General features: G+C 69.6%; 26 protein-coding genes. 20 read left to right on the top strand and 6 right to left on the bottom strand.

The genetic code is table 11. The features are described from left to right. The first annotated feature begins 1 nt into the window (after window position 1). The 11 genes from rplX to map all read left to right on the top strand — a co-directional run bounded on the left by rplX (window position 2) and on the right by map (window position 6,719). A complete protein-coding gene (gene rplX / locus JUB10_RS03435) occupies window positions 2–409 on the top strand; it encodes a 50S ribosomal protein L24 (protein ID WP_207454242.1) in 408 nt (135 codons plus the stop codon). Further along, window positions 409–993: a 50S ribosomal protein L5 gene (gene rplE, locus JUB10_RS03430; RefSeq protein WP_207454241.1), complete on the top strand. Its 585-nt coding sequence runs from the start codon at window positions 409–411 to the stop codon at window positions 991–993. Before rplX ends, rplE begins: the two co-directional genes overlap by 1 nt. Before the next feature lie 76 nt (window positions 994–1,069). Further along, a complete protein-coding gene (gene rpsH / locus JUB10_RS03425) occupies window positions 1,070–1,468 on the top strand; it encodes a 30S ribosomal protein S8 (RefSeq protein ID WP_207454240.1) in 399 nt (132 codons plus the stop codon). Window positions 1,469–1,474: 6 nt separating this feature from the next. Continuing rightward, window positions 1,475–2,011, top strand: a complete 537-nt coding sequence (gene rplF, locus JUB10_RS03420; protein WP_207454239.1) for a 50S ribosomal protein L6 — start codon at window positions 1,475–1,477, stop codon at window positions 2,009–2,011. Between the two features lie 2 nt (window positions 2,012–2,013). After that, window positions 2,014–2,385, top strand: a complete 372-nt coding sequence (rplR, locus tag JUB10_RS03415; protein ID WP_207454238.1) for a 50S ribosomal protein L18 — start codon at window positions 2,014–2,016, stop codon at window positions 2,383–2,385. Beyond that, window positions 2,382–3,074: a 30S ribosomal protein S5 gene (gene rpsE, locus JUB10_RS03410; RefSeq protein WP_207454237.1), complete on the top strand. Its 693-nt coding sequence runs from the start codon at window positions 2,382–2,384 to the stop codon at window positions 3,072–3,074. The genes rplR and rpsE overlap by 4 nt, the downstream gene beginning before the upstream one ends. Beyond that, window positions 3,074–3,259, top strand: coding sequence for a 50S ribosomal protein L30 (rpmD, locus tag JUB10_RS03405; RefSeq protein ID WP_207454236.1), 186 nt, complete (start codon window positions 3,074–3,076; stop codon window positions 3,257–3,259). The genes rpsE and rpmD overlap by 1 nt, the downstream gene beginning before the upstream one ends. Then, window positions 3,259–3,831: a 50S ribosomal protein L15 gene (gene rplO, locus JUB10_RS03400; protein ID WP_207454235.1), complete on the top strand. Its 573-nt coding sequence runs from the start codon at window positions 3,259–3,261 to the stop codon at window positions 3,829–3,831. Before rpmD ends, rplO begins: the two co-directional genes overlap by 1 nt. Before the next feature lie 107 nt (window positions 3,832–3,938). Next, complete coding sequence (gene secY, locus JUB10_RS03395; protein ID WP_207454234.1) at window positions 3,939–5,267, top strand: preprotein translocase subunit SecY; 1,329 nt, start codon at window positions 3,939–3,941, stop codon at window positions 5,265–5,267. Beyond that, the gene (locus JUB10_RS03390; protein WP_207454233.1) at window positions 5,264–5,881 is read left to right on the top strand and encodes an adenylate kinase; all 618 of its coding nucleotides are present in this window, start codon (window positions 5,264–5,266) and stop codon (window positions 5,879–5,881) included. The genes secY and JUB10_RS03390 overlap by 4 nt, the downstream gene beginning before the upstream one ends. 10 nt (window positions 5,882–5,891) lie before the next feature. Next, on the top strand, window positions 5,892–6,719 hold the full coding sequence (map, locus tag JUB10_RS03385; RefSeq protein ID WP_207454232.1) for a type I methionyl aminopeptidase: 828 nt from the start codon (window positions 5,892–5,894) through the stop codon (window positions 6,717–6,719). A 5-nt stretch (window positions 6,720–6,724) separates the two neighbouring features. Here the strand turns inward: map and yccX are convergent, their stop codons facing one another. Further along, window positions 6,725–7,000 carry an acylphosphatase gene (yccX, locus tag JUB10_RS03380; RefSeq protein ID WP_307859066.1) on the bottom strand — a complete coding sequence of 92 codons (276 nt, stop codon included), beginning with the start codon at window positions 6,998–7,000 and terminating at the stop codon, window positions 6,725–6,727. Between the two features lie 217 nt (window positions 7,001–7,217). Between yccX and infA the strand changes: the two genes are divergently transcribed. The 6 genes from infA (at window position 7,218) to rplQ (ending at window position 10,400) form a co-directional block, all read left to right on the top strand. Beyond that, window positions 7,218–7,439: a translation initiation factor IF-1 gene (gene infA / locus JUB10_RS03375; protein WP_017885509.1), complete on the top strand. Its 222-nt coding sequence runs from the start codon at window positions 7,218–7,220 to the stop codon at window positions 7,437–7,439. Window positions 7,440–7,507: 68 nt separating this feature from the next. Next, a complete protein-coding gene (gene rpmJ / locus JUB10_RS03370) occupies window positions 7,508–7,624 on the top strand; it encodes a 50S ribosomal protein L36 (protein ID WP_207454231.1) in 117 nt (38 codons plus the stop codon). Between the two features lie 158 nt (window positions 7,625–7,782). Then, window positions 7,783–8,163 carry a 30S ribosomal protein S13 gene (gene rpsM, locus JUB10_RS03365; protein ID WP_207454230.1) on the top strand — a complete coding sequence of 127 codons (381 nt, stop codon included), beginning with the start codon at window positions 7,783–7,785 and terminating at the stop codon, window positions 8,161–8,163. A 45-nt stretch (window positions 8,164–8,208) separates the two neighbouring features. Next, window positions 8,209–8,610, top strand: a complete 402-nt coding sequence (gene rpsK / locus JUB10_RS03360; RefSeq protein WP_207454229.1) for a 30S ribosomal protein S11 — start codon at window positions 8,209–8,211, stop codon at window positions 8,608–8,610. Window positions 8,611–8,759: 149 nt separating this feature from the next. After that, window positions 8,760–9,752: a DNA-directed RNA polymerase subunit alpha gene (locus tag JUB10_RS03355; protein ID WP_207454228.1), complete on the top strand. Its 993-nt coding sequence runs from the start codon at window positions 8,760–8,762 to the stop codon at window positions 9,750–9,752. Window positions 9,753–9,803: 51 nt separating this feature from the next. After that, window positions 9,804–10,400, top strand: coding sequence for a 50S ribosomal protein L17 (gene rplQ / locus JUB10_RS03350; protein WP_207454227.1), 597 nt, complete (start codon window positions 9,804–9,806; stop codon window positions 10,398–10,400). 491 nt (window positions 10,401–10,891) lie between these two features. On the opposite strand, the gene JUB10_RS03345 is transcribed toward rplQ, so the two are convergent. Then, a complete protein-coding gene (locus tag JUB10_RS03345; protein ID WP_207454226.1) occupies window positions 10,892–12,502 on the bottom strand; it encodes a solute symporter family protein in 1,611 nt (536 codons plus the stop codon). Then, the gene (locus JUB10_RS03340) at window positions 12,499–12,858 is read right to left on the bottom strand and encodes a DUF485 domain-containing protein (RefSeq protein WP_207454225.1); all 360 of its coding nucleotides are present in this window, start codon (window positions 12,856–12,858) and stop codon (window positions 12,499–12,501) included. Before JUB10_RS03340 ends, JUB10_RS03345 begins: the two co-directional genes overlap by 4 nt. 169 nt (window positions 12,859–13,027) lie before the next feature. On the opposite strand from JUB10_RS03340, the gene ligD reads away from it, so the two are divergent. Together ligD and JUB10_RS03330 are read left to right on the top strand one after the other, a co-directional pair. Beyond that, window positions 13,028–14,047, top strand: a complete 1,020-nt coding sequence (gene ligD / locus JUB10_RS03335) for a non-homologous end-joining DNA ligase (protein ID WP_207454224.1) — start codon at window positions 13,028–13,030, stop codon at window positions 14,045–14,047. Window positions 14,048–14,189: 142 nt separating this feature from the next. Next, window positions 14,190–14,615, top strand: a complete 426-nt coding sequence (locus JUB10_RS03330) for a hypothetical protein (RefSeq protein ID WP_207454223.1) — start codon at window positions 14,190–14,192, stop codon at window positions 14,613–14,615. Window position 14,616: 1 nt separating this feature from the next. Here the strand turns inward: JUB10_RS03330 and JUB10_RS03325 are convergent, their stop codons facing one another. The 3 genes from JUB10_RS03325 to JUB10_RS03315 form a co-directional block, all read right to left on the bottom strand. Next, a complete protein-coding gene (locus JUB10_RS03325) occupies window positions 14,617–14,943 on the bottom strand; it encodes a hypothetical protein (RefSeq protein WP_207454222.1) in 327 nt (108 codons plus the stop codon). A 95-nt stretch (window positions 14,944–15,038) separates the two neighbouring features. Then, complete coding sequence (locus JUB10_RS03320) at window positions 15,039–15,746, bottom strand: Mut7-C RNAse domain-containing protein (RefSeq protein ID WP_207454221.1); 708 nt, start codon at window positions 15,744–15,746, stop codon at window positions 15,039–15,041. Continuing rightward, window positions 15,746–16,783, bottom strand: a complete 1,038-nt coding sequence (locus JUB10_RS03315) for an ATP-dependent DNA ligase (protein ID WP_207454220.1) — start codon at window positions 16,781–16,783, stop codon at window positions 15,746–15,748. The genes JUB10_RS03320 and JUB10_RS03315 overlap by 1 nt, the downstream gene beginning before the upstream one ends. A gap of 72 nt (window positions 16,784–16,855) precedes the next feature. Between JUB10_RS03315 and JUB10_RS03310 the strand changes: the two genes are divergently transcribed. Next, window positions 16,856–17,872, top strand: coding sequence for a GNAT family N-acetyltransferase (locus tag JUB10_RS03310; RefSeq protein WP_207454219.1), 1,017 nt, complete (start codon window positions 16,856–16,858; stop codon window positions 17,870–17,872).

Raw genomic sequence — 17,872 nt, 5'->3', positions numbered from 1 at the left:
CATGGCGAACATCAAGAAGGGCGACCTCGTCGAGGTCATCAGCGGCGCGAAGCAGTCGCGCGGTGGTGACAAGGGCAAGCAGGGTCGCGTCATCGAGGTCCTGGTCGAGAAGAACCGGGTCATCGTCGAGGGCGTGAACTTCGTCACGAAGCACGTCCGCGTCGGCCAGACCCAGCGCGGGTCGAAGACCGGTGGCATCGAGACCCACGAGGCCCCCATCCACATCTCGAACGTCGCGCTCGTCGACCCCGAGACCAAGAAGCCGGCTCGCGTCGGGTTCCGTCTCGAGACCGACGAGAACGGCAAGACGAAGCGCGTGCGCTTCTCGAAGCCGTCGCGTCGTGCCGTGAAGCCCGCCAAGGCGGAGAAGAAGTCGACCGCGAAGTCGACCAAGAAGGACGCAGAGTAATGACTGACACGACGACTGCCGCGCCGGCTGGCAAAATCCAGCCGCGCCTGAAGCAGAAGTACCGCAACGAGATCGTCGCCCAGCTGACGAAGGACTTCGGTTTCACCAACCCGCACCAGGTGCCCGGTCTCGTGAAGATCGTCGTCAACACCGGTGTCGGCGAGGCCGCCCGCGACGGCAAGATCATCGACGGCGCCATCCGCGACCTCACGCAGATCACGGGCCAGAAGCCGCAGGTCACCCTCGCCCGCAAGTCGATCGCGCAGTTCAAGCTCCGCGAGGGCCAGCCCATCGGCGCGCACGTCACCCTGCGTGGCGACCGCGCCTGGGAGTTCCTCGACCGCCTGCTCTCGCTCGCGCTTCCCCGCATCCGCGACTTCCGCGGTCTCTCGGCGAAGCAGTTCGACGGCAACGGCAACTACACCTTCGGTCTCCAGGAGCAGAGCGTGTTCCACGAGATCGACCAGGACAAGATCGACCGCGTCCGCGGCTTCGACATCACCGTCGTCACGACCGCGAAGACGGACGACGAGGGCCGCGCCCTGCTGCGCGCTCTCGGCTTCCCCTTCCGGAACGACGCGTAAGCACCACCCCACCGATCGCGAAGGTCGGCACCCGTGGACCGGGTGTCGAAACCGGGCGAGATAGGAAAACAAACACATGACCATGACAGATCCGGTCGCAGACATGCTGACCAGACTGCGCAACGCCAACTCGGCGTACCACGACACGGTGTCGCTGCCCAGCAGCAAGCTGAAGTCGCACATCGCCGACATCCTCAAGTCGGCGGGTTACATCGCCGACTGGAAGGTCGAGGACGCGCGCGTCGGCAAGACCCTCACGATCAGCCTCAAGTACGGGCCGAACCGTGAGCGTTCCATCGCCGGCATCAAGCGGGTCTCGAAGCCCGGTCTCCGCGTCTACGCGAAGTCGACCGAGATCCCCACGGTTCTCGGCGGCCTCGGTGTCGCGATCCTCTCGACTTCCTCGGGTCTGCTGACCGACCGCGAGGCCGTGAAGAAGGGCGTGGGTGGGGAAGTCCTCGCCTACGTGTGGTGATCGACAATGTCACGAATCGGACGCCTTCCCATCGAGATCCCTTCCGGGGTCACCGTTACCGCTGACGGCCAGGTCGTCACGGTCAAGGGCCCGAAGGGTGAGCTCTCGCTCACCGTCGCCAGCCCGATCCAGGCCCGCGTCGAGGAGAACCAGGTGCTCGTCACCCGTCCCGACGACGAGCGCGAGTCGCGCTCGCTCCACGGCCTGACCCGCACCCTCATCGCGAACCAGATCATCGGCGTGACCCAGGGCTACTCCAAGAGCCTCGAGGTCGTCGGCACCGGTTACCGCGTGCAGGCCAAGGGCTCGAACGTCGAGTTCGCCCTCGGCTACTCGCACCCGATCACGGTCGAGCCGCCCGCCGGCATCAGCTTCACGGTGGAGGGCAACAACAAGCTCACCGTCAGCGGCATCGACAAGCAGGCCGTCGGCGAGGTTGCTGCGAACATCCGCAAGCTGCGCAAGCCCGAGCCCTACAAGGGCAAGGGTGTCCGCTACGCGGGCGAGGTCGTTCGCCGCAAGGCCGGAAAGGCTGGTAAGTAACCATGGGTCTCGGAACCAGGGGTAAGAGCAAGTCGGCGGCGAAGAGCCGTCGCCACACGCGCCTGCGCAAGAAGATCGTCGGCACGGAGGTGCGTCCGCGTCTCGTCGTGACGCGTTCCGCCCGCCACGTCTTCGTGCAGGTCGTCGACGACGCGAAGGGCCACACCGTGGCCTCGGCGTCGACCATGGAGACCGACCTCCGCTCGTTCGAGGGTGACAAGACCGCCAAGGCGCGCCGCGTCGGCGAGCTCGTCGCCGAGCGTGCGAAGGCCGCCGGTGTCGACGCCGTCGTGTTCGACCGCGGCGGCAACCGCTACGCCGGTCGTGTCGCCGCGATCGCCGAGGGAGCGCGAGAGGGCGGACTCAACGTATGAGCGACGTCACGAACAACAACAAGGAGCAGCCTGTGACTGCTGAGGCCCCGGTCGAGACCGCGGCGTCGACGGACAACACCCGCAACGAGCCTCGTGAGGCGCGTCGCGGCAGCCGTGAGCGCAACCCCAACCGCGACCGCGGCTCGCGTGACTCTGACAAGAGCCAGTTCCTCGAGCGCGTCGTCACGATCAACCGCGTGTCGAAGGTCGTCAAGGGTGGACGCCGCTTCAGCTTCACGGCCCTCGTGGTCGTGGGCGACGGCAACGGCCTCGTCGGCGTCGGCTACGGCAAGGCCCGCGAGGTGCCGCTGGCGATCTCGAAGGGTGTCGAGGAGGCGAAGAAGAACTTCTTCCGCGTCCCCCGCGTCGCCGCGACGATCCCGCACCCCGTCCAGGGTGAGGCCGCTGCCGGTGTCGTGCTCCTCCGTCCCGCCGCCGCGGGTACCGGTGTTATCGCCGGTGGTCCGGTGCGTGCGGTGCTCGAGTGCGCCGGCATCCACGACGTCCTGAGCAAGTCGCTCGGCTCGTCGAACACGATCAACATCGTCCACGCCACGGTCGAGGCCCTCAAGGCGCTCGAGGAGCCGCGCGCGGTCGCCGCCCGTCGTGGGCGCGACTTCGACGAGGTCGCCCCCGCGCGTCTGGTGCGTGCCGAGGCCGAGGCCGCCACTGCGAAGGCAGGTGCCTGATGGCCGAGCGTCTCAAGGTGACCCAGATCAAGTCCGTTATCAGCGAGAAGCAGAACCAGCGCGACACGCTGCGCAGCCTCGGGCTCAAGCGCATCGGCGACGTCGTCGTCAAGGAGGACAGCCCGGCCACCCGCGGCTACGTCCGTGCGGTCGCGCACCTCGTGAAGGTCGAGGAGATTGACTAATGGCTGAAGAGCAGGAGAAGCCGGTCGCCAAGAAGGCTCCGGCGAAGAAGGCCGCGGCGTCCACCGCCGCTGCCGAGAAGGCTCCCGCCACCAAGGCCGCCAAGGCCGAGGCGACGGTCGCCGCCGAGCGCGTCCAGGTCCTCAAGGTGCACCACCTCCGTCCGGCGGCGGGTGCCAAGAAGGACAAGACCCGCGTCGGTCGCGGTGAGGGCTCGAAGGGTAAGACCGCGGGTCGCGGCACCAAGGGAACGAAGGCGCGTTACAGCGTGCGCCCCGGCTTCGCCGGCGGTCAGCTCAACTTCGTCATGCGTTCTCCGAAGCTGCGCGGGTTCAAGAACCCGTTCCGCGTCGAGTACCAGGTCGTGAACCTGGACAAGCTCGCGGAGCTCTACCCGAACGGTGGCGACGTCACCAAGAGCGACCTCGTCGCCAAGGGTGCTGTGCGCAAGAACGAGCTGGTCAAGGTCCTCGGCACCGGGGACATTGCGGTTAAGCTGAACGTCGCTGTCGACAAGGTCTCGAGCTCCGCGGAGCAGAAGATCGTCGCGGCCGGCGGTTCCATCCAGCAGTAAGCCCGTCCCCCTAACGGGGGTAGGCGATTCGGTCGGGCGACCGCCGGCACCGTAGAGTGTCGGCAGTCGCCCGATCGTTCTTTTCCCCAAACTCTCAGGAGGCCACGTTGTTTCGTGCCGTAGCGCGGATCTTCCGCACGCCTGACCTGCGTCGGAAGATCGGGTTCACGCTCGGCATCATCGCGATCTTCCGCCTGGGGTCCCTCATCCCGGCGCCGTTCGTCGACTACCGCAACGTGCAGAGCTGCCTCGCGGGCAACGCGAACACCTCCGGGCTCTACGAGCTCGTCAACCTCTTCTCCGGCGGTGCACTGCTGCAGCTGTCGGTCTTCGCGCTGGGCATCATGCCCTACATCACGGCGTCGATCATCGTGCAGCTGCTGCGCGTGGTCATCCCCCACTTCGAGACCCTCTACAAGGAGGGCCAGTCGGGCCAGGCCAAGCTGACGCAGTACACGCGCTACCTCACGATCGCGCTCGGTGTGCTGCAGTCCACCACCCTCATCACCGTCGCCCGCAGCGGCGCCCTCTTCCCGCAGTCGTCGGGTGTCGGATGCAACGCGCTGATCACCAACGAGGGTCAGCAGTGGTACGGCATCCTGCTCATGGTCATCACCATGACGGCGGGCACCGGCCTCATCATGTGGCTCGGCGAGCTCATCACCGAGCGCGGCGTCGGCAACGGCATGTCGCTGCTGATCTTCACCTCGATCGCGGCCACGTTCCCCGCCTCGCTGTGGGCGATCCAGGAGGCCCAGGGCTTCCAGGTCTTCCTGCTCGTCATCCTCCTCGGTCTGCTGATCATGCTCGCCGTCGTGTTCGTCGAGCAGTCGCAGCGACGCGTGCCCGTGCAGTACGCCAAGCGCATGGTCGGCCGCCGCACCTATGGCGGCAACAACACCTACATCCCGATCAAGGTGAACATGGCCGGCGTCGTGCCCGTCATCTTCGCCTCGTCGCTGCTGTACCTGCCCGCGCTCATCGCGCAGTTCAACCAGCCCGCCGACGGCTCCGAGCCGGCGCCGTGGGTCACCTGGATCAGCAACAACCTGACCACGGGCGACAACCCGCTGTACATGGCGATCTACTTCCTGCTGATCGTCGGGTTCACCTACTTCTACGTCGCGATCACCTTCAACCCCGAAGAGGTCGCCGACAACATGAAGAAGTACGGCGGCTTCATCCCCGGCATCCGCGCGGGTCGCCCGACCGCGGAGTACCTCGACTACGTGCTGACCCGGGTGACGCTGCCCGGCTCCATCTACCTGGGCCTCATCGCCCTGATCCCTCTCATCGCCCTCGCGACGGTGCAGGCGAACCAGAACTTCCCGTTCGGCGGGGCGAGCATCCTCATCATCGTGGGTGTCGGCCTCGAGACGGTGAAGCAGATCGATTCGCAGCTGCAGCAGCGCCACTACGAGGGGCTCCTCCGATGAACGACACCACCGCGGGCGTGCGCCTGCTCCTGATCGGTCCGCCCGGCGCGGGCAAGGGCACGCAGGCCGTGCGCCTCTCGGCCGCCTACGGCGTGCCCGCGATCTCGACGGGTGACATCTTCCGCTCGAACGTCAAGGGCGAGACCGAGCTCGGTCTGCTCGCGAAGCGGTACATCGACGCCGGCGACAACGTGCCCGACGACGTGACGAACGCGCTGATCAAGGACCGCCTCTCCGAGGCGGACACCGACGGCGGCTTCCTGCTCGACGGTTACCCCCGCACCGCCGCCCAGGTCGAGTACCTCGACTCGGTGCTGGCCGAGCACGGCAACGCCCTCGACGCGGTCGTGGAGCTCGTCGCCGACCCCGACGAGACGGTGGCCCGCCTGCGTCGTCGCGCCGTCGAGCAGAACCGCACGGACGACACCGAAGAGGTCGTCCGGCACCGCCTCGACGTGTACGCGCAGCAGACGGCTCCGCTGATCGACCTGTACTCGAGCCGCGGCGACCTCGTGAAGATCGACGGCCTCGGCGAGATCGACGAGGTCACCGAGCGCATCGTCGCGGCGCTCTCGGAGCGCGGGCTCGTTCCGCGCACCGACGCCCGCGCCTGACGCGGCCGGCATGTTCCGCCGCTCGCTGTACAAGACGCCCGAGCAGCTGCGCCTGATGCGCGAGCCCGGGCTGCTCACCGCGGCCTCGCTCGCCGCGGTGCGCGAAGCGATCCGGCCCGGGATCTCCACGCTCGAGCTCGACGCGATCGCGAACCGCACCATCCGCGAGGGCGGCGGCGAGTCGAACTTCCAGAAGGTGCCGGGGTACCGGCACACGATCTGCGTCTCGGTGAACGACGAGGTCGTGCACGGGATGCCGGGGGAGCGTCTGCTGCAGCCCGGTGACATCGTCTCGGTCGACAGCGGCGCCGACGTCGGTGGCTGGAACGGCGACAGCGCGTTCACCGTCGTGCTCGACGACCCCTCGCGACCGGACGTCGTGACCGAGCGCCGCACCCTCAGCGACGTGACCGAGCACGCCCTCTGGTCGGGCATCGCTGCGCTCGCCTCCGCCCGGCACGTCGGCGAGGTCGGCGAGGCGATCGAGGACGCGATCCGCGACCGGGGCGCCTACGGCATCCTCGAGGAGTACACCGGGCACGGCATCGGCCGTTCGATGCACGAGGCGCCGACCGTGTTCAACTACGCAACCCGTCCCGCGGGACCCCGCGTCGCGCCGGGTCTCGTGCTCGCGATCGAGCCCATGGTCACGCTCGGCACCATCGAGACCGTCGTCGCCGACGACGGCTGGACCGTCTCGACCACCGACGGCAGCGCCGCCGCGCACTGGGAGCACTCCGTCGCCGTGCACGCCGACGGCATCTGGGTGACCACGGCGGCCGACGGGGGAGCCGCTGGCCTCGCCGCCTTCGGCGTCGTCCCCGTCCCGATCCCCTGACCGGTTCAGCGCCGGATCCGGAAGGCCGTTCCGCCGGTCGGCGTCATCGCCTCGCGGTCGACCGAGTCCACCCGCGCGCCCCGCGGACCCTCGGCGAGGAACTCCGCGAGCCGTCCGACCGCCGCCTCGTCGCCCTCGGCCTCGACCTCGACGGTGCCGTCGGGCAGGTTGCGGGCGTGGCCCGCCAGGCCGAGCCGGGCGGCCTCCGCCTCGGTCGAGAACCGGAAGCCGACGCCCTGCACGCGGCCGTGCACGAGGAAGCGGGAACGGATGACGGGCACGCTGCGACGCTAGCGGAGTGCTCCGGCCGCGGGAACCCGTGTCTCCGCGAGGCTCGACGTCCGGCGGGTGAAGGGAGTATAGGCGAGCGGTGGCGAAACGCCCGGCAATGACCTAGGATTGCTCGTTGGTGTTCCCGGCGCGGCATCCGCCTGCCATCTGCACCGAAAATCCATCCGCACGACCAGTCGGTCGAGCATTTCTAGCGACAGTGAGGCTATGGCCAAGAAAGACGGCGTCATCGAGATCGAAGGGTCTGTGCTCGAGGCTCTCCCCAACGCGATGTTCCGCGTTGAGCTGACCAACGGACACAAGGTTCTCGCTCACATCTCCGGCAAGATGCGGCAGCACTACATCCGCATCCTCCCCGAAGACCGCGTGATCGTGGAACTGAGCCCCTACGACCTGACCCGCGGCCGGATCGTCTACCGCTACAAGTGACGACCGCTGGATAAGGAACGGCCGGCGGCACCCCGTCGGCACGAGGCCAGCGAACAAAAGGAACGAACATGAAGGTCAACCCCAGCGTCAAGCGCATCTGCGAGCACTGCAAGGTGATCCGCCGCAACGGCCGGGTCATGGTCATCTGCAGCAGCAACCCGCGCCACAAGCAGCGCCAGGGTTGACGGCCGCGCCCCTCGCGGGGCGCATCCGTCTGCGGCTCCGGCCGACAACTCAATAGAACAGGCAGCACCAGAACCCACGCGAGTGGCGGACACCTCGGGACGAAGGCCCGGGCACCGGTGCTGCTCCACACCTTCGCATTCCGACAGGAGTAGCCAGAATGGCTCGTCTAGCAGGAGTCGACATCCCGCGCGAGAAGCGCGTCGAGATCGCACTGACGTACATCTACGGAGTCGGCCGCACCCGCGCCCTCCAGACCCTCGCCGAGACCGGCATCAGCGGAGACACCCGCGTGCGGGACCTCACCGACGACCAGCTCGTCGCCCTCCGCGACCACATCGAGGGCAACTACAAGGTGGAGGGTGACCTCCGCCGCGAGGTCGCCGCCGACATCCGCCGCAAGGTCGAGATCGGCAGCTACGAGGGCCTGCGCCACCGTCGCGGCCTCCCGGTGCGCGGTCAGCGCACGAAGACCAACGCTCGTACCCGCAAGGGCCCGAAGCGCACCGTCGCCGGCAAGAAGAAGGCCGGCCGCAAGTAGCAGCCGTCGCCGGGGAACCGGCGCCATCGATTCAGGAGAACACATATGGCTACCCCTAAGGCGGCTGCCGGGCGCAAGCCCCGTCGCAAGGAGAAGAAGAACATCGCAGTGGGCCAGGCCCACATCAAGTCGACGTTCAACAACACGATCGTCTCGATCACCGACCCCAGCGGCGCCGTCGTCAGCTGGGCCTCGTCGGGTGGAGTCGGCTTCAAGGGCTCGCGCAAGTCGACCCCGTTCGCCGCTCAGCTCGCCGCCGAGTCCGCCGCCCGCCAGGCGCAGGAGCACGGCATGAAGAAGGTCGACGTCTTCGTCAAGGGCCCGGGCTCGGGACGAGAGACCGCGATCCGCTCGCTGCAGGCCGCCGGCCTCGAGGTCGGCTCGATCAACGACGTGACCCCGCAGGCGCACAACGGGTGCCGCCCGCCGAAGCGCCGCCGCGTCTGACGCACGTGTGAGGAGGCCCCGGGAGCGCCGCTGAGGCGCCCCGGGGCATCCGCTCGCTCTCGATCCTTCGCAACTCAACACGGCGGACCCTCCACCCGCCTACCTCGCCCGAGCGTCATATAGCGGACGCTCCGCCGAAAGGAATAAACGTGCTCATCGCACAGCGCCCCACTCTGACCGAGGAGAACATCTCCGAGTTCCGCTCGCGGTTCGTCATCGAGCCGCTCGAGCCCGGATTCGGGTACACCCTCGGCAACTCCCTCCGCCGCACCCTCCTCTCCTCCATCCCCGGCGCCGCCGTGACGAGCATTCGCATCGACGGCGTGCTGCACGAGTTCTCGACGATCCCCGGGGTCAAGGAGGACGTCACCGAGATCATCCTCAACATCAAGAACCTGGTCGTCTCGAGCGAGCACGACGAGCCGATCACCGCCTACCTGCGCAAGACGGGTGCTGGCGAGGTCACGGCCGCCGATATCTCGGCGCCCGCCGGTGTGGAGATCCACAACCCGGATCTCGTCATCGCGACGCTCAACGACAAGGCCAAGTTCGAGCTCGAGCTCACCATCGAGCGCGGCCGCGGCTACGTCTCGGCGACCCAGAACCGCAGCGAGTTCAGCGAGGCCGGCCAGATCCCGGTCGACTCGATCTACTCGCCCGTGCTCAAGGTCACCTACCGCGTCGAGGCCACCCGTGCCGGTGAGCGCACCGACTTCGACCGCCTCGTCGTCGACGTCGAGACCAAGCCGGCCATCACCCCGCGCGACGCCATCGCGTCGGCCGGTAAGACGCTCGTCGAGCTGTTCGGTCTCGCCCGTGAGCTCAACAGCGCCGCCGAGGGCATCGAGATCGGCCCCGCGCCGGTCGACGCCGTGCTCTCGAGCGAGCTGAGCATGCCCATCGAGGACCTCGACCTCTCGGTGCGCAGCTACAACTGCCTCAAGCGCGAGGGCATCAACACGGTGTCCGAGCTCGTCGCCCTCTCGGAGACGCAGCTCATGAACATCCGCAACTTCGGCCAGAAGTCCGTCGACGAGGTCAAGGACAAGCTCGTCGAGATGGGCCTGTCGCTCAAGGACACCGTTCCTGGCTTCGACGGCGCCCACTTCTACAGCGCCTACGACGACGACAACAGCAACTGAGCCTCGTCGTCATCGACAGCTCGCCGAATTCTGAACCTGGAGAACTGACCCATGCCTAAGCCGACCAAGGGCCCCCGCCTCGGAGGCGGACCGGCGCACGAGCGCCTCCTGCTCGCCAACCTCGCCGCGGCGCTGTTCACGCACCGCAGCATCCAGACCACCGAGACGAAGGCGAAGCGCCTCCGTCCGCTGGCCGAGCGCCTCATCACCTTCGCCAAGCGCGGCGACCTGCACGCCCGCCGCCGGGTGCTGAGCATCATCAGCGACAAGACCGTCGTGCACGAGCTCTTCACCGAGATCGCGCCGCTGGTCGAGAACCGCGAGGGTGGCTACACCCGCATCACGAAGACGGGCTTCCGCAAGGGCGACAACGCCCCCATGGCCGTCATCGAGCTCGTGCTCGAGCCCGTGACCCCGAAGGCGAAGAAGTCGGGCTCGGCCGCTGCCGCCGCTCCGGCCGCTGCCGCCCCGGTGGCCGAGGCTCCGGTCGAGGAGGCTCCCGCCGAGGAGACCGCCGTCGACGAGGGCGCCGCCGCTGACACGACCGAGGCTCCGGCCGAGGAGGTCGTGACCGAGGACGAGGCCGCCGTCGACGACGCCATCGGTGAGGGCGCGACCGACGCCGAGAAGGCCGCCGACGAGAAGTAACTCGTTCCCTTCGTGCGAAGACCCCGTCCGTCAGGGCGGGGTCTTCGTCGTTTCCGGGGTCACCTGCGTGTAAGTGGCCGCCAAGGCAGGGGGGGTCATGCGCGGCTAAGTGGCCGCCGCAGTGGGGTCATCCTCGTTTGAGTGGCCAACGCAGCGGTGGCATTCGCGCGTGAGTGGCCGCCGCAGCGGGGTCATCCGCGGGTGAGTGGCTAACGCAGCGGTGAGTGGGGCGACGCGAGAGGCGCCATTCACCGGCGGCTTGACCACTCACAGCCGGGCGCGAGTTGCGCACCTGCTGCCGAGGTGCTCAGTAAGGAGTGCGCACCTCAGGAGCGAGTGCGCTCCTTGTGATGCAGCGGCTGCGTGAGCGCCGAAGCCCCGGCGCCCGGGCGCGTGGAGTGCCCCGCACCGAGGCGCCCAGTACGAACGGAAGAGGGGCGGATGCCCCAGGGCGCAGGCCCCGAGGCATCCGCCCCTCTTCGTGCGTGCCGCTAGTGGGCCGTCGCCTTCTCGGCTCCGTGGCCGGTGAGCGAGCGCACCTCCATCTCGGCGGCGAGCTTCGGGTCCTCCTTCTCACGCGAGGTCAGCGACCCGATGATCGCGAGCGCGAAGCCCACCGGGATCGAGACGAGCCCCGGGTTGCTCAGCGGGAACCACGAGAAGTCGACGCTCTCGCCGAAGATCGACGTCGGAGTGCCCGAGAACACCGGCGAGAAGACGATCAGGACGATCGTCGTGCCCAGTCCGCCGTACATGCTCCACACGGCGCCGCGGGTGGTGAAGCGCGACCAGAACAGCGAGAACAGGATCGTCGGCAGGTTCGCGCTCGCGGCGACCGCGAACGCGAGCGCCACGAGGAACGCGACGTTCTGCCCCTGGGCGCCGATGCCGCCGAGGATCGCGACGACGCCGATGATGACGACCGTGCGGCGCGCGACCTTCACCTCCGCGCCCTCGGTGGTCTTGCCGCGCTTGATCACGCTCGCGTAGATGTCGTGCGAGAACGACGCCGCCGCGGTGATCGTGAGGCCGGCGACGACGGCGAGGATCGTCGCGAACGCGACCGCCGAGATGATGCCGAGCAGCACGGGCCCACCGAGCACGAGCGCGAGCAGCGGGGCGGCGGAGTTGACGCCGCCGGGCGCCGCGGTGATGGTCTCCGCGCCGACGAGCGCGCCGGCGCCGTAGCCGAGCACGAGCGTGAACAGGTAGAAGATGCCTATCAGCCAGATCGCCCACACGACGCTCCGCCGCGCCTCGCGCGCCGTCGGCACCGTGTAGAAGCGCATGAGCACGTGCGGCAGGCCCGCCGTGCCGAGCACGAGTGCGAGGGCCAGCGAGACGAAGTCGGCCGGGTTCGCGCCGTACTGCAGCCCCGGCTCGAGCACCTGCTCGCCGGCGGGGGAGTTGGCGACCGCGGCATCCAGCAGCTGCGAGAAGTCGAACCCGTGGATCACGAGCACCCACACGGTCATGATCGCGGCGCCGCCGATCAGCAGGAACGCCTTCACGATCTGCACCCAGGTCGTGCCCTTCATGCCGCCGATGAGCACGTAGACGATCATCAGGATGCCGACGACGGCGATGACGACGGACTGGCCGATGCGCTCCTCGATGCCGAGCAGCAGCGAGACGAGCCCGCCGGCACCCGCCATCTGGGCGAGCAGGTAGAAGAAGCACACCGCGAGGGTGGTGATCGCGGCGGCCATGCGCACCGGGCGCTGCTTGAGCCGGAACGACAGCACGTCGGCCATCGTGAAGCGGCCGGTGTTGCGCATGAGCTCGGCGACGAGCAGCAGGGCCACGAGCCACGCCACGAGGAAGCCGATGGAGTACAGGAAGCCGTCGTACCCGTTGACCGCGATCGCGCCGCAGATGCCGAGGAACGACGCCGCGGAGAGGTAGTCGCCCGCGATGGCGAAGCCGTTCTGCGGCCCCGTGAAGGAGCGCCCGGCGGCGTAGTAGTCGGCGGCGGAGCGGTTGTTCCGCGAGGCCCGGATGACGATGATCATCGTCACGAGCACGAACGCCCCGAAGATCGAGATGTTCAGGATCGGGTTGGTCTCCACCGTGGTCGCGGCGGCAGCGAGGGTCGCGCTCACTTGCCCTCCCCCTCGAGACGCTCACGGATCCGGGTCGCCGCGGGATCGAGCCTGCGGTTCGCGAAGGCGACGTAGCCCATCGTGATGGCGAACGTCGTCACGAACTGCGCGAGCCCGAGCAGCAGCCCGACGTTCACCGAGCCGAACACGGGCGTCGCCATGAAGTCGTGCGCGTACGCCGCCAGCAGCACGTAGGCGAAGTACCAGACGAGGAACGCGACCGAGAGGGGGAGCACGAAGCTCCGATGGCTCCTCTTCAGCGAACGGAATTCCTCGGACTGGGCGACGGGCGTGAAGTCCGTCGCCGGCCGATCTGGCAGGGAAGAAACCACCTGTGACCTCCTCGTCACTGACATCCGGGGCCCGCAGCCGCATCGTCGCGGCGCAGCAGGATGTCCCCCGGTCCTCGTTCGTCAGCCTATGGAGCACGGCGCGCGCCTGTCGAGCGACGGGCCGAAGCTGTCGCATGCCCCGGCGAAACCGGCTCGCCCACTGCTCACCGGGGCGGCTGGCTAGGGTGGGGCCATGGCGGCCGACGCGGAGACCCTGACGATCCCGGGGCCGGACGGCGCCCGCAGCATCCGCCTCACGAGCGGCGACCGCGACGTGTTCCCCGGCGTCACGAAGCGCGACCTCGTCGACTACCTGCTCGCCGTGTCGGAGCCGTTCCTGCGCATCAACGGCGACCGTCCCGTCGCGCTGCAGCGGTTCCGCGGCGGGCTCGAGGGGGAGGAGTTCTTCTCGAAGAACCCGCCGAAGGGCACCCCCGACTTCTTCCGCACGGTCGACGTCACGTTCCCCTCGCGCCGCGTGCATCCGATGCTCGTGTTCGACGAGCCGGCGGAGCTCGCGTGGGCGGTGCAGATGGGCACCGTCGTGTTCCATCCGTGGCCGTCGCGCGCCGCCGACACCGACCACCCCGACCAGCTGCGACTCGACCTCGACCCGCAACCGGGCACGGGCTTCGCCGAGGCCGTGCCCGCCGCCCACGAGCTGCGGTCGGTGCTCGAGGAGGCGGGGCTGGCCGCGTTCGTCAAGACGTCGGGCAACCGCGGCATCCACGTCTTCGCGCCCATCGCGCCCGAGTGGGACTTCATCGACGTGCGGCACGCCGCTATCGCGGCCGCGCGCGAGCTCGAACGCCGGATGCCGCAGCAGGTGACGACCGCCTGGTGGAAGGAGGAGCGCGGAGAGCGCATCTTCGTCGACTTCAACCAGACGGCGCGCGACCGCACGATCGCGGGCGCCTACAGCACCCGCGCCCTGCCGCACGCCCCCGTCTCGACGCCGCTCGAGTGGGACGAGCTGACGGATGCCTCTCCGCGCGACCTCACGGTCCGCACCGTTCCCGCCCTGCTCGAGCGCCGCGGCGACCCGTGGGCGCGCTTCCACGAGCGGCCCGGGCGCCTGGACGCGCTGCTGGAGTGGTGGGAGCGCGACGTCGCCAGCGGCCAGGGCGAGATGCCGTACCCGCCGGAGTACCCGAAGATGCCGGGCGAGCCGATGCGGGTGCAGCCCAGCCGCGCGAAGAAGCCCGCCGAGTAGCGACGCGGAGCCCGCGGGCGCGTGGTCGCCGCCCGAGAGATCCGTAGGAGTCGGCGCCAGCCCCTGGCGTGGTGCGCGCGGCCCTTCCTACCCTCGGCAGTGGGGCGGAGGGCCCGCCCCGACGATCGGAAGGACCACCGCGATGAGCATGACGATGGACATGATGAAGGCGATGCCGCAGGGTTCGGGCGCGATGCAGAGCATGGACCCCATGGCGATGCAGGAGTGCCTCGACGCCCTGAGCGCGTGCGTTCAGGCGTGCACGATCTCGGCGGACTCGATGGCCGCCTCCGACATGGAGGGCTCGGCGAAGTGCTCCTCGACCTGCGCCAACTGCGCCGACGTCTGCGACGCCATGATGCGCATGATGCTCCGCCCCTCCGGCATGGACATGACCGTCATGATGGCGATGATGCAGGCCTGCGTCGCGATGTGTCGCGCGTGCATGGAGGAGTGCATGTCGCACGCCGAGATGAGCGAGACCTGCCGCCTCTGCGCTCAGGCGTGCGAGCGCTGCATGAAGGCGTGCGAGGCCATGATGGCGAGCATGCCGGGCGCGATGAGCTGAGTTACGCCTGCCGCACGTTGAAGCGCTGCCCGCCGACGGCGAGCACCGAGTAGGCCGTGTGCAGCGCGACCGGATGACCCGGGGCGACGAGCCCCGTGAGGCTCCGGTGCTGCCACACGCGCACGGGCGCTCCGCCGGTCCACGGGCGCAGCGTCACCCAGCCGTCCTCGTCCGCCGCGTCCACCGTCGCGTCGACCCAGCCCTGCTGGTCGGTCGCGGCGAGGCGCAGGCGGATGAGGCTCATGGCGTGTCCCGGGCGGTCGTCGAGGCACATCTCGCCGTGCTCGCAGGAGGTCGAGTGCGTGAGGTTCAGCAGGTGCTGGTCCATACCCATTCCTTCCTGTTCCGGGGGTGAGCCTCCACAGTAGGTCGGGCCTTCCGGCGCGCACAGGGTCGCCGTCACACGCCGTCACACACGCCGGGCTACCGCGTCATGCGTCGTTCCGCCCGGTCGACGATCGCTTCGAGGCGGCGCCCGTGCGCGCCGCGCCAGTACACGCGCCAGCAGCGCTCGCAGCGCGAGAACTCGGTGTACGTGCGCCGGGTGCCGGGCTCGAGCAACGGCGCGACCTCGGCGGCGGATGCTCCGGCGAGCGGGCCGCCGCAGCGCAGGCAGCGGGTCCACGGGGCGAGCGGCGGCGCGAAGCGGTCGAGCACCTCGGCGAGCTGGTCGTCCACGCCGTCGGCGCGCACGAGCGCGCCATCGGCGAGGGCGCCGCGGAACAGCAGCGCGCGGTCGCGGGTGAGCAGCACGCGCTGCTCCGCACCGGACCGGGCGGCGAGCTCCGGGTCGTCCGCGTCGGGGGAGTAGGCCGCGTCGAGCCCGAGCAGGCGGAGCCGCCGGGCGAGGGCGCCGAGATGCACGTCGAGCAGGAAGCCGGCGCGCAGCGGCTGCGGCCGCGGCCGCTCGCGCACCGTCAGGCGCGCGTCGCGGTCCAGCCGGGCGCGGGGATCGACCGGGCCGCCGTCGAGCAGGGGCTCCGCCTCGCAGAGCGGAATGCCGAGGTCGCTCTGCACCACGTGCCCGACCGTCTCGGTCGACGGCACGTCGAGCTCGATCGCCCCCGTGCGATGCCGTCGGGGCAGCAAGAACCGCAGCTCCTCCGCGACCTCGACGGCGACGCGGGGCATCAGCTCGACAGGACGTCGCTGAGGTCGTACTTCGCGGGCACCTCGAGCTGCTCGTACGTGCACGACTCGGGGTCGCGGTCCGGCCGCCAGCGCAGGAACTGCACCGCGTGGCGGAACCTGTCGCCCTCCATCTGGTCGTACTTGACCTCGACGACGAGCTTCGGCTCGAGTCGGATGAACGAGCCGTCCTTCTCCGAGGAGAAGCGGTTGCGCTCGCCCGCGCCCCGCACGGGCTCGCCGTTCTCGTCGCGCACGACGTACGGGTCGAGCTCCTCGATGAGCTCCTGCCGCCGCCGGTCGGTGAACGCGCTCGCGCCGCCGACGCCCTGCAGGTGCCCGTCGCGATAGAGCCCGAGCAGCAGCGAACCGACGCCGCTGCCGCTCTTGTGGACGCGATAGCCGTGCACGACGGCGTCGGCGGTGCGCACGTGCTTGATCTTCAGCATCGTGCGCTTGCCCGGCTCGTAGCGCGCGTCGACGGGCTTCGCGACGACCCCGTCGAGGCCCGCGCCCTCGAACTCCTCGAGCCAGCGCCGCGCGTCATCCGCCGCCGACGTCGTCCGCGTCAGATGGAGGGGGGCGTGGATGCCCCCGAGCCGCTGCTCGAGCAGGGCGCGCCGGTCGGCGAACGGCCGGTCGAGCAGGCTCTCGCCGTCGACGGCGAGCAGATCGAACGCGACGAACGACGCGGGCGTCTCGGCCGACAGCTTCTGGATGCGGCTCGCGGCGGGGTGGATCCGCTGCGACAGCGCCTCCCAGTCGAGGCGCTCGCCACCGGCCGATCCACGCCGGACGACGATCTCGCCGTCGAGCACGACGTTCCGCAGCTGCGACGACAGTTCCGCGACGAGCTCGGGGAAGTACCGGGTGAGCGTCTTCGCCCCGCGGCTCGCGAGCTCGACCTCGCCGTCGCCGATGTAGGCGATCGAGCGGAAGCCGTCCCACTTCGGCTCGTACAGCAGCCCGGGCTTCTCGGGCACGTCGCCGACGGCCTTGGCGAGCATCGGCTCGAGGGGGAACGGGATCGGCCAGGCCATAGGGCCATTCTGCCGAGCGGATGCTCCGACGCCAGTGGGAGAGGACGCAGGCGGCCTCTACGCTCGTTCCTCGTGACCTCCCTCCCGCCGCTTCGTGACCGAGTGACCGCGCCGGCCGTCGTCGAGGTGGACTTCCCGGGCCTCGCCGCCCGGCCGATCGAGGAGGACGACGCTCCCGCGCTGCACGCCCTCGAGCGGGCCATCGCCGCCGCCGACCACCCGAACTGGGCGTGGACGGAGGAGGAGCTGCGCGACGACCTCGGCCACTCCTGGGTCGACCGTGAGCGCGACACCCTCGTCGTGCTCGACGGCGCGACGCCGGTCGCGTACGGCTCGGCCGTGCTCGCCCCGGTGCGGGAGACCGGGGTGCGGGTGCGCCTCGAGGGCGGCGTGCACCCCGAGTGGCGCGGGCGCGGCATCGGCCGCCGGCTGCTCGCATGGCAGGAGGCCCGCGGCCTGCAGCTGCTCGGCGGCTGCACCGAGCAGCTGCCCGGCTGGCTCGCGGTCGACGCCGACGAGCGGGCGACCGCGTCGCAGCGGCTGCTGCACCGCGCGGGCTTCGACGTGGTGCGGTACTTCAACGAGCTGCAGCGCGACCTCGCGGCCCCGATCCCCGAGCTGGCGCCGCCCGCCGGCATCCGGTTCGAACGGCTGACGGCGGACCGCGTGGAGGCCGTGCGGCAGGCGAAGAACGAGGCGTTCCGCGACCACTGGGGCAGCCAGCCCACGCCGGAGGAGCAGTGGGAGACCTACCTGGGGTCGTCGACGACCAGGCAGGACCTCTCCTTCGTCGCCCTCGACGGCGAGCGGGTCGTCGGTCTGCTCATCAGCGAGGTCAACCCCGAGGAGTGGGAGCTGCAGGGCGCGAGGACCTCCTACATCGGACTCGTCGGCGTCGTGCGCGACTGGCGGCGGCGCGGCATCGCCCCCGCCCTTCTCGCGGCCGCGCTCGCCGCGTACCGCGAGGAGGGGCTCGAGAAGACCTCGCTCGGCGTCGACTCCGAGAACCCCACCGGCGCCCTCTCGCTCTACACGCGGATGGGTTTCGAGCTCACCGGGCGGGAGCTCGCCTACCGGAAGACGTTCTGA

This window comes from Desertivibrio insolitus, from assembly GCF_017355965.1.
Classification (GTDB): domain Bacteria; phylum Actinomycetota; class Actinomycetes; order Actinomycetales; family Microbacteriaceae; genus JAFIQW01.
This window is presented reverse-complemented; position numbering and strand designations above follow the sequence as displayed.

Bases quoted from the DNA above. Each gene is read 5' to 3' on its own strand.
- rpsK (WP_207454229.1), top strand. From the start codon at position 8,209: ATGGCTACCCCTAAGGCGGCTGCCGGGCGCAAGCCCCGTCGCAAGGAG.
- JUB10_RS03340 (WP_207454225.1), bottom strand. From the start codon at position 12,858: ATGTCAGTGACGAGGAGGTCACAGGTGGTTTCTTCCCTGCCAGATCGG.
- JUB10_RS03330 (WP_207454223.1), top strand. From the start codon at position 14,190: ATGAGCATGACGATGGACATGATGAAGGCGATGCCGCAGGGTTCGGGC.
- rplQ (WP_207454227.1), top strand. From the start codon at position 9,804: ATGCCTAAGCCGACCAAGGGCCCCCGCCTCGGAGGCGGACCGGCGCAC.
- JUB10_RS03320 (WP_207454221.1), bottom strand. From the start codon at position 15,746: ATGCCCCGCGTCGCCGTCGAGGTCGCGGAGGAGCTGCGGTTCTTGCTG.
- rplE (WP_207454241.1), top strand. From the start codon at position 409: ATGACTGACACGACGACTGCCGCGCCGGCTGGCAAAATCCAGCCGCGC.
- rplR (WP_207454238.1), top strand. From the start codon at position 2,014: ATGGGTCTCGGAACCAGGGGTAAGAGCAAGTCGGCGGCGAAGAGCCGT.
- JUB10_RS03325 (WP_207454222.1), bottom strand. From the start codon at position 14,943: ATGGACCAGCACCTGCTGAACCTCACGCACTCGACCTCCTGCGAGCAC.
- rpmD (WP_207454236.1), top strand. From the start codon at position 3,074: ATGGCCGAGCGTCTCAAGGTGACCCAGATCAAGTCCGTTATCAGCGAG.
- JUB10_RS03390 (WP_207454233.1), top strand. From the start codon at position 5,264: ATGAACGACACCACCGCGGGCGTGCGCCTGCTCCTGATCGGTCCGCCC.
- infA (WP_017885509.1), top strand. From the start codon at position 7,218: ATGGCCAAGAAAGACGGCGTCATCGAGATCGAAGGGTCTGTGCTCGAG.
- rplX (WP_207454242.1), top strand. From the start codon at position 2: ATGGCGAACATCAAGAAGGGCGACCTCGTCGAGGTCATCAGCGGCGCG.
- ligD (WP_207454224.1), top strand. From the start codon at position 13,028: ATGGCGGCCGACGCGGAGACCCTGACGATCCCGGGGCCGGACGGCGCC.
- rpmJ (WP_207454231.1), top strand. From the start codon at position 7,508: ATGAAGGTCAACCCCAGCGTCAAGCGCATCTGCGAGCACTGCAAGGTG.
- rpsH (WP_207454240.1), top strand. From the start codon at position 1,070: ATGACCATGACAGATCCGGTCGCAGACATGCTGACCAGACTGCGCAAC.
- JUB10_RS03315 (WP_207454220.1), bottom strand. From the start codon at position 16,783: ATGGCCTGGCCGATCCCGTTCCCCCTCGAGCCGATGCTCGCCAAGGCC.
- rpsM (WP_207454230.1), top strand. From the start codon at position 7,783: ATGGCTCGTCTAGCAGGAGTCGACATCCCGCGCGAGAAGCGCGTCGAG.
- rplO (WP_207454235.1), top strand. From the start codon at position 3,259: ATGGCTGAAGAGCAGGAGAAGCCGGTCGCCAAGAAGGCTCCGGCGAAG.
- rplF (WP_207454239.1), top strand. From the start codon at position 1,475: ATGTCACGAATCGGACGCCTTCCCATCGAGATCCCTTCCGGGGTCACC.
- rpsE (WP_207454237.1), top strand. From the start codon at position 2,382: ATGAGCGACGTCACGAACAACAACAAGGAGCAGCCTGTGACTGCTGAG.
- map (WP_207454232.1), top strand. From the start codon at position 5,892: ATGTTCCGCCGCTCGCTGTACAAGACGCCCGAGCAGCTGCGCCTGATG.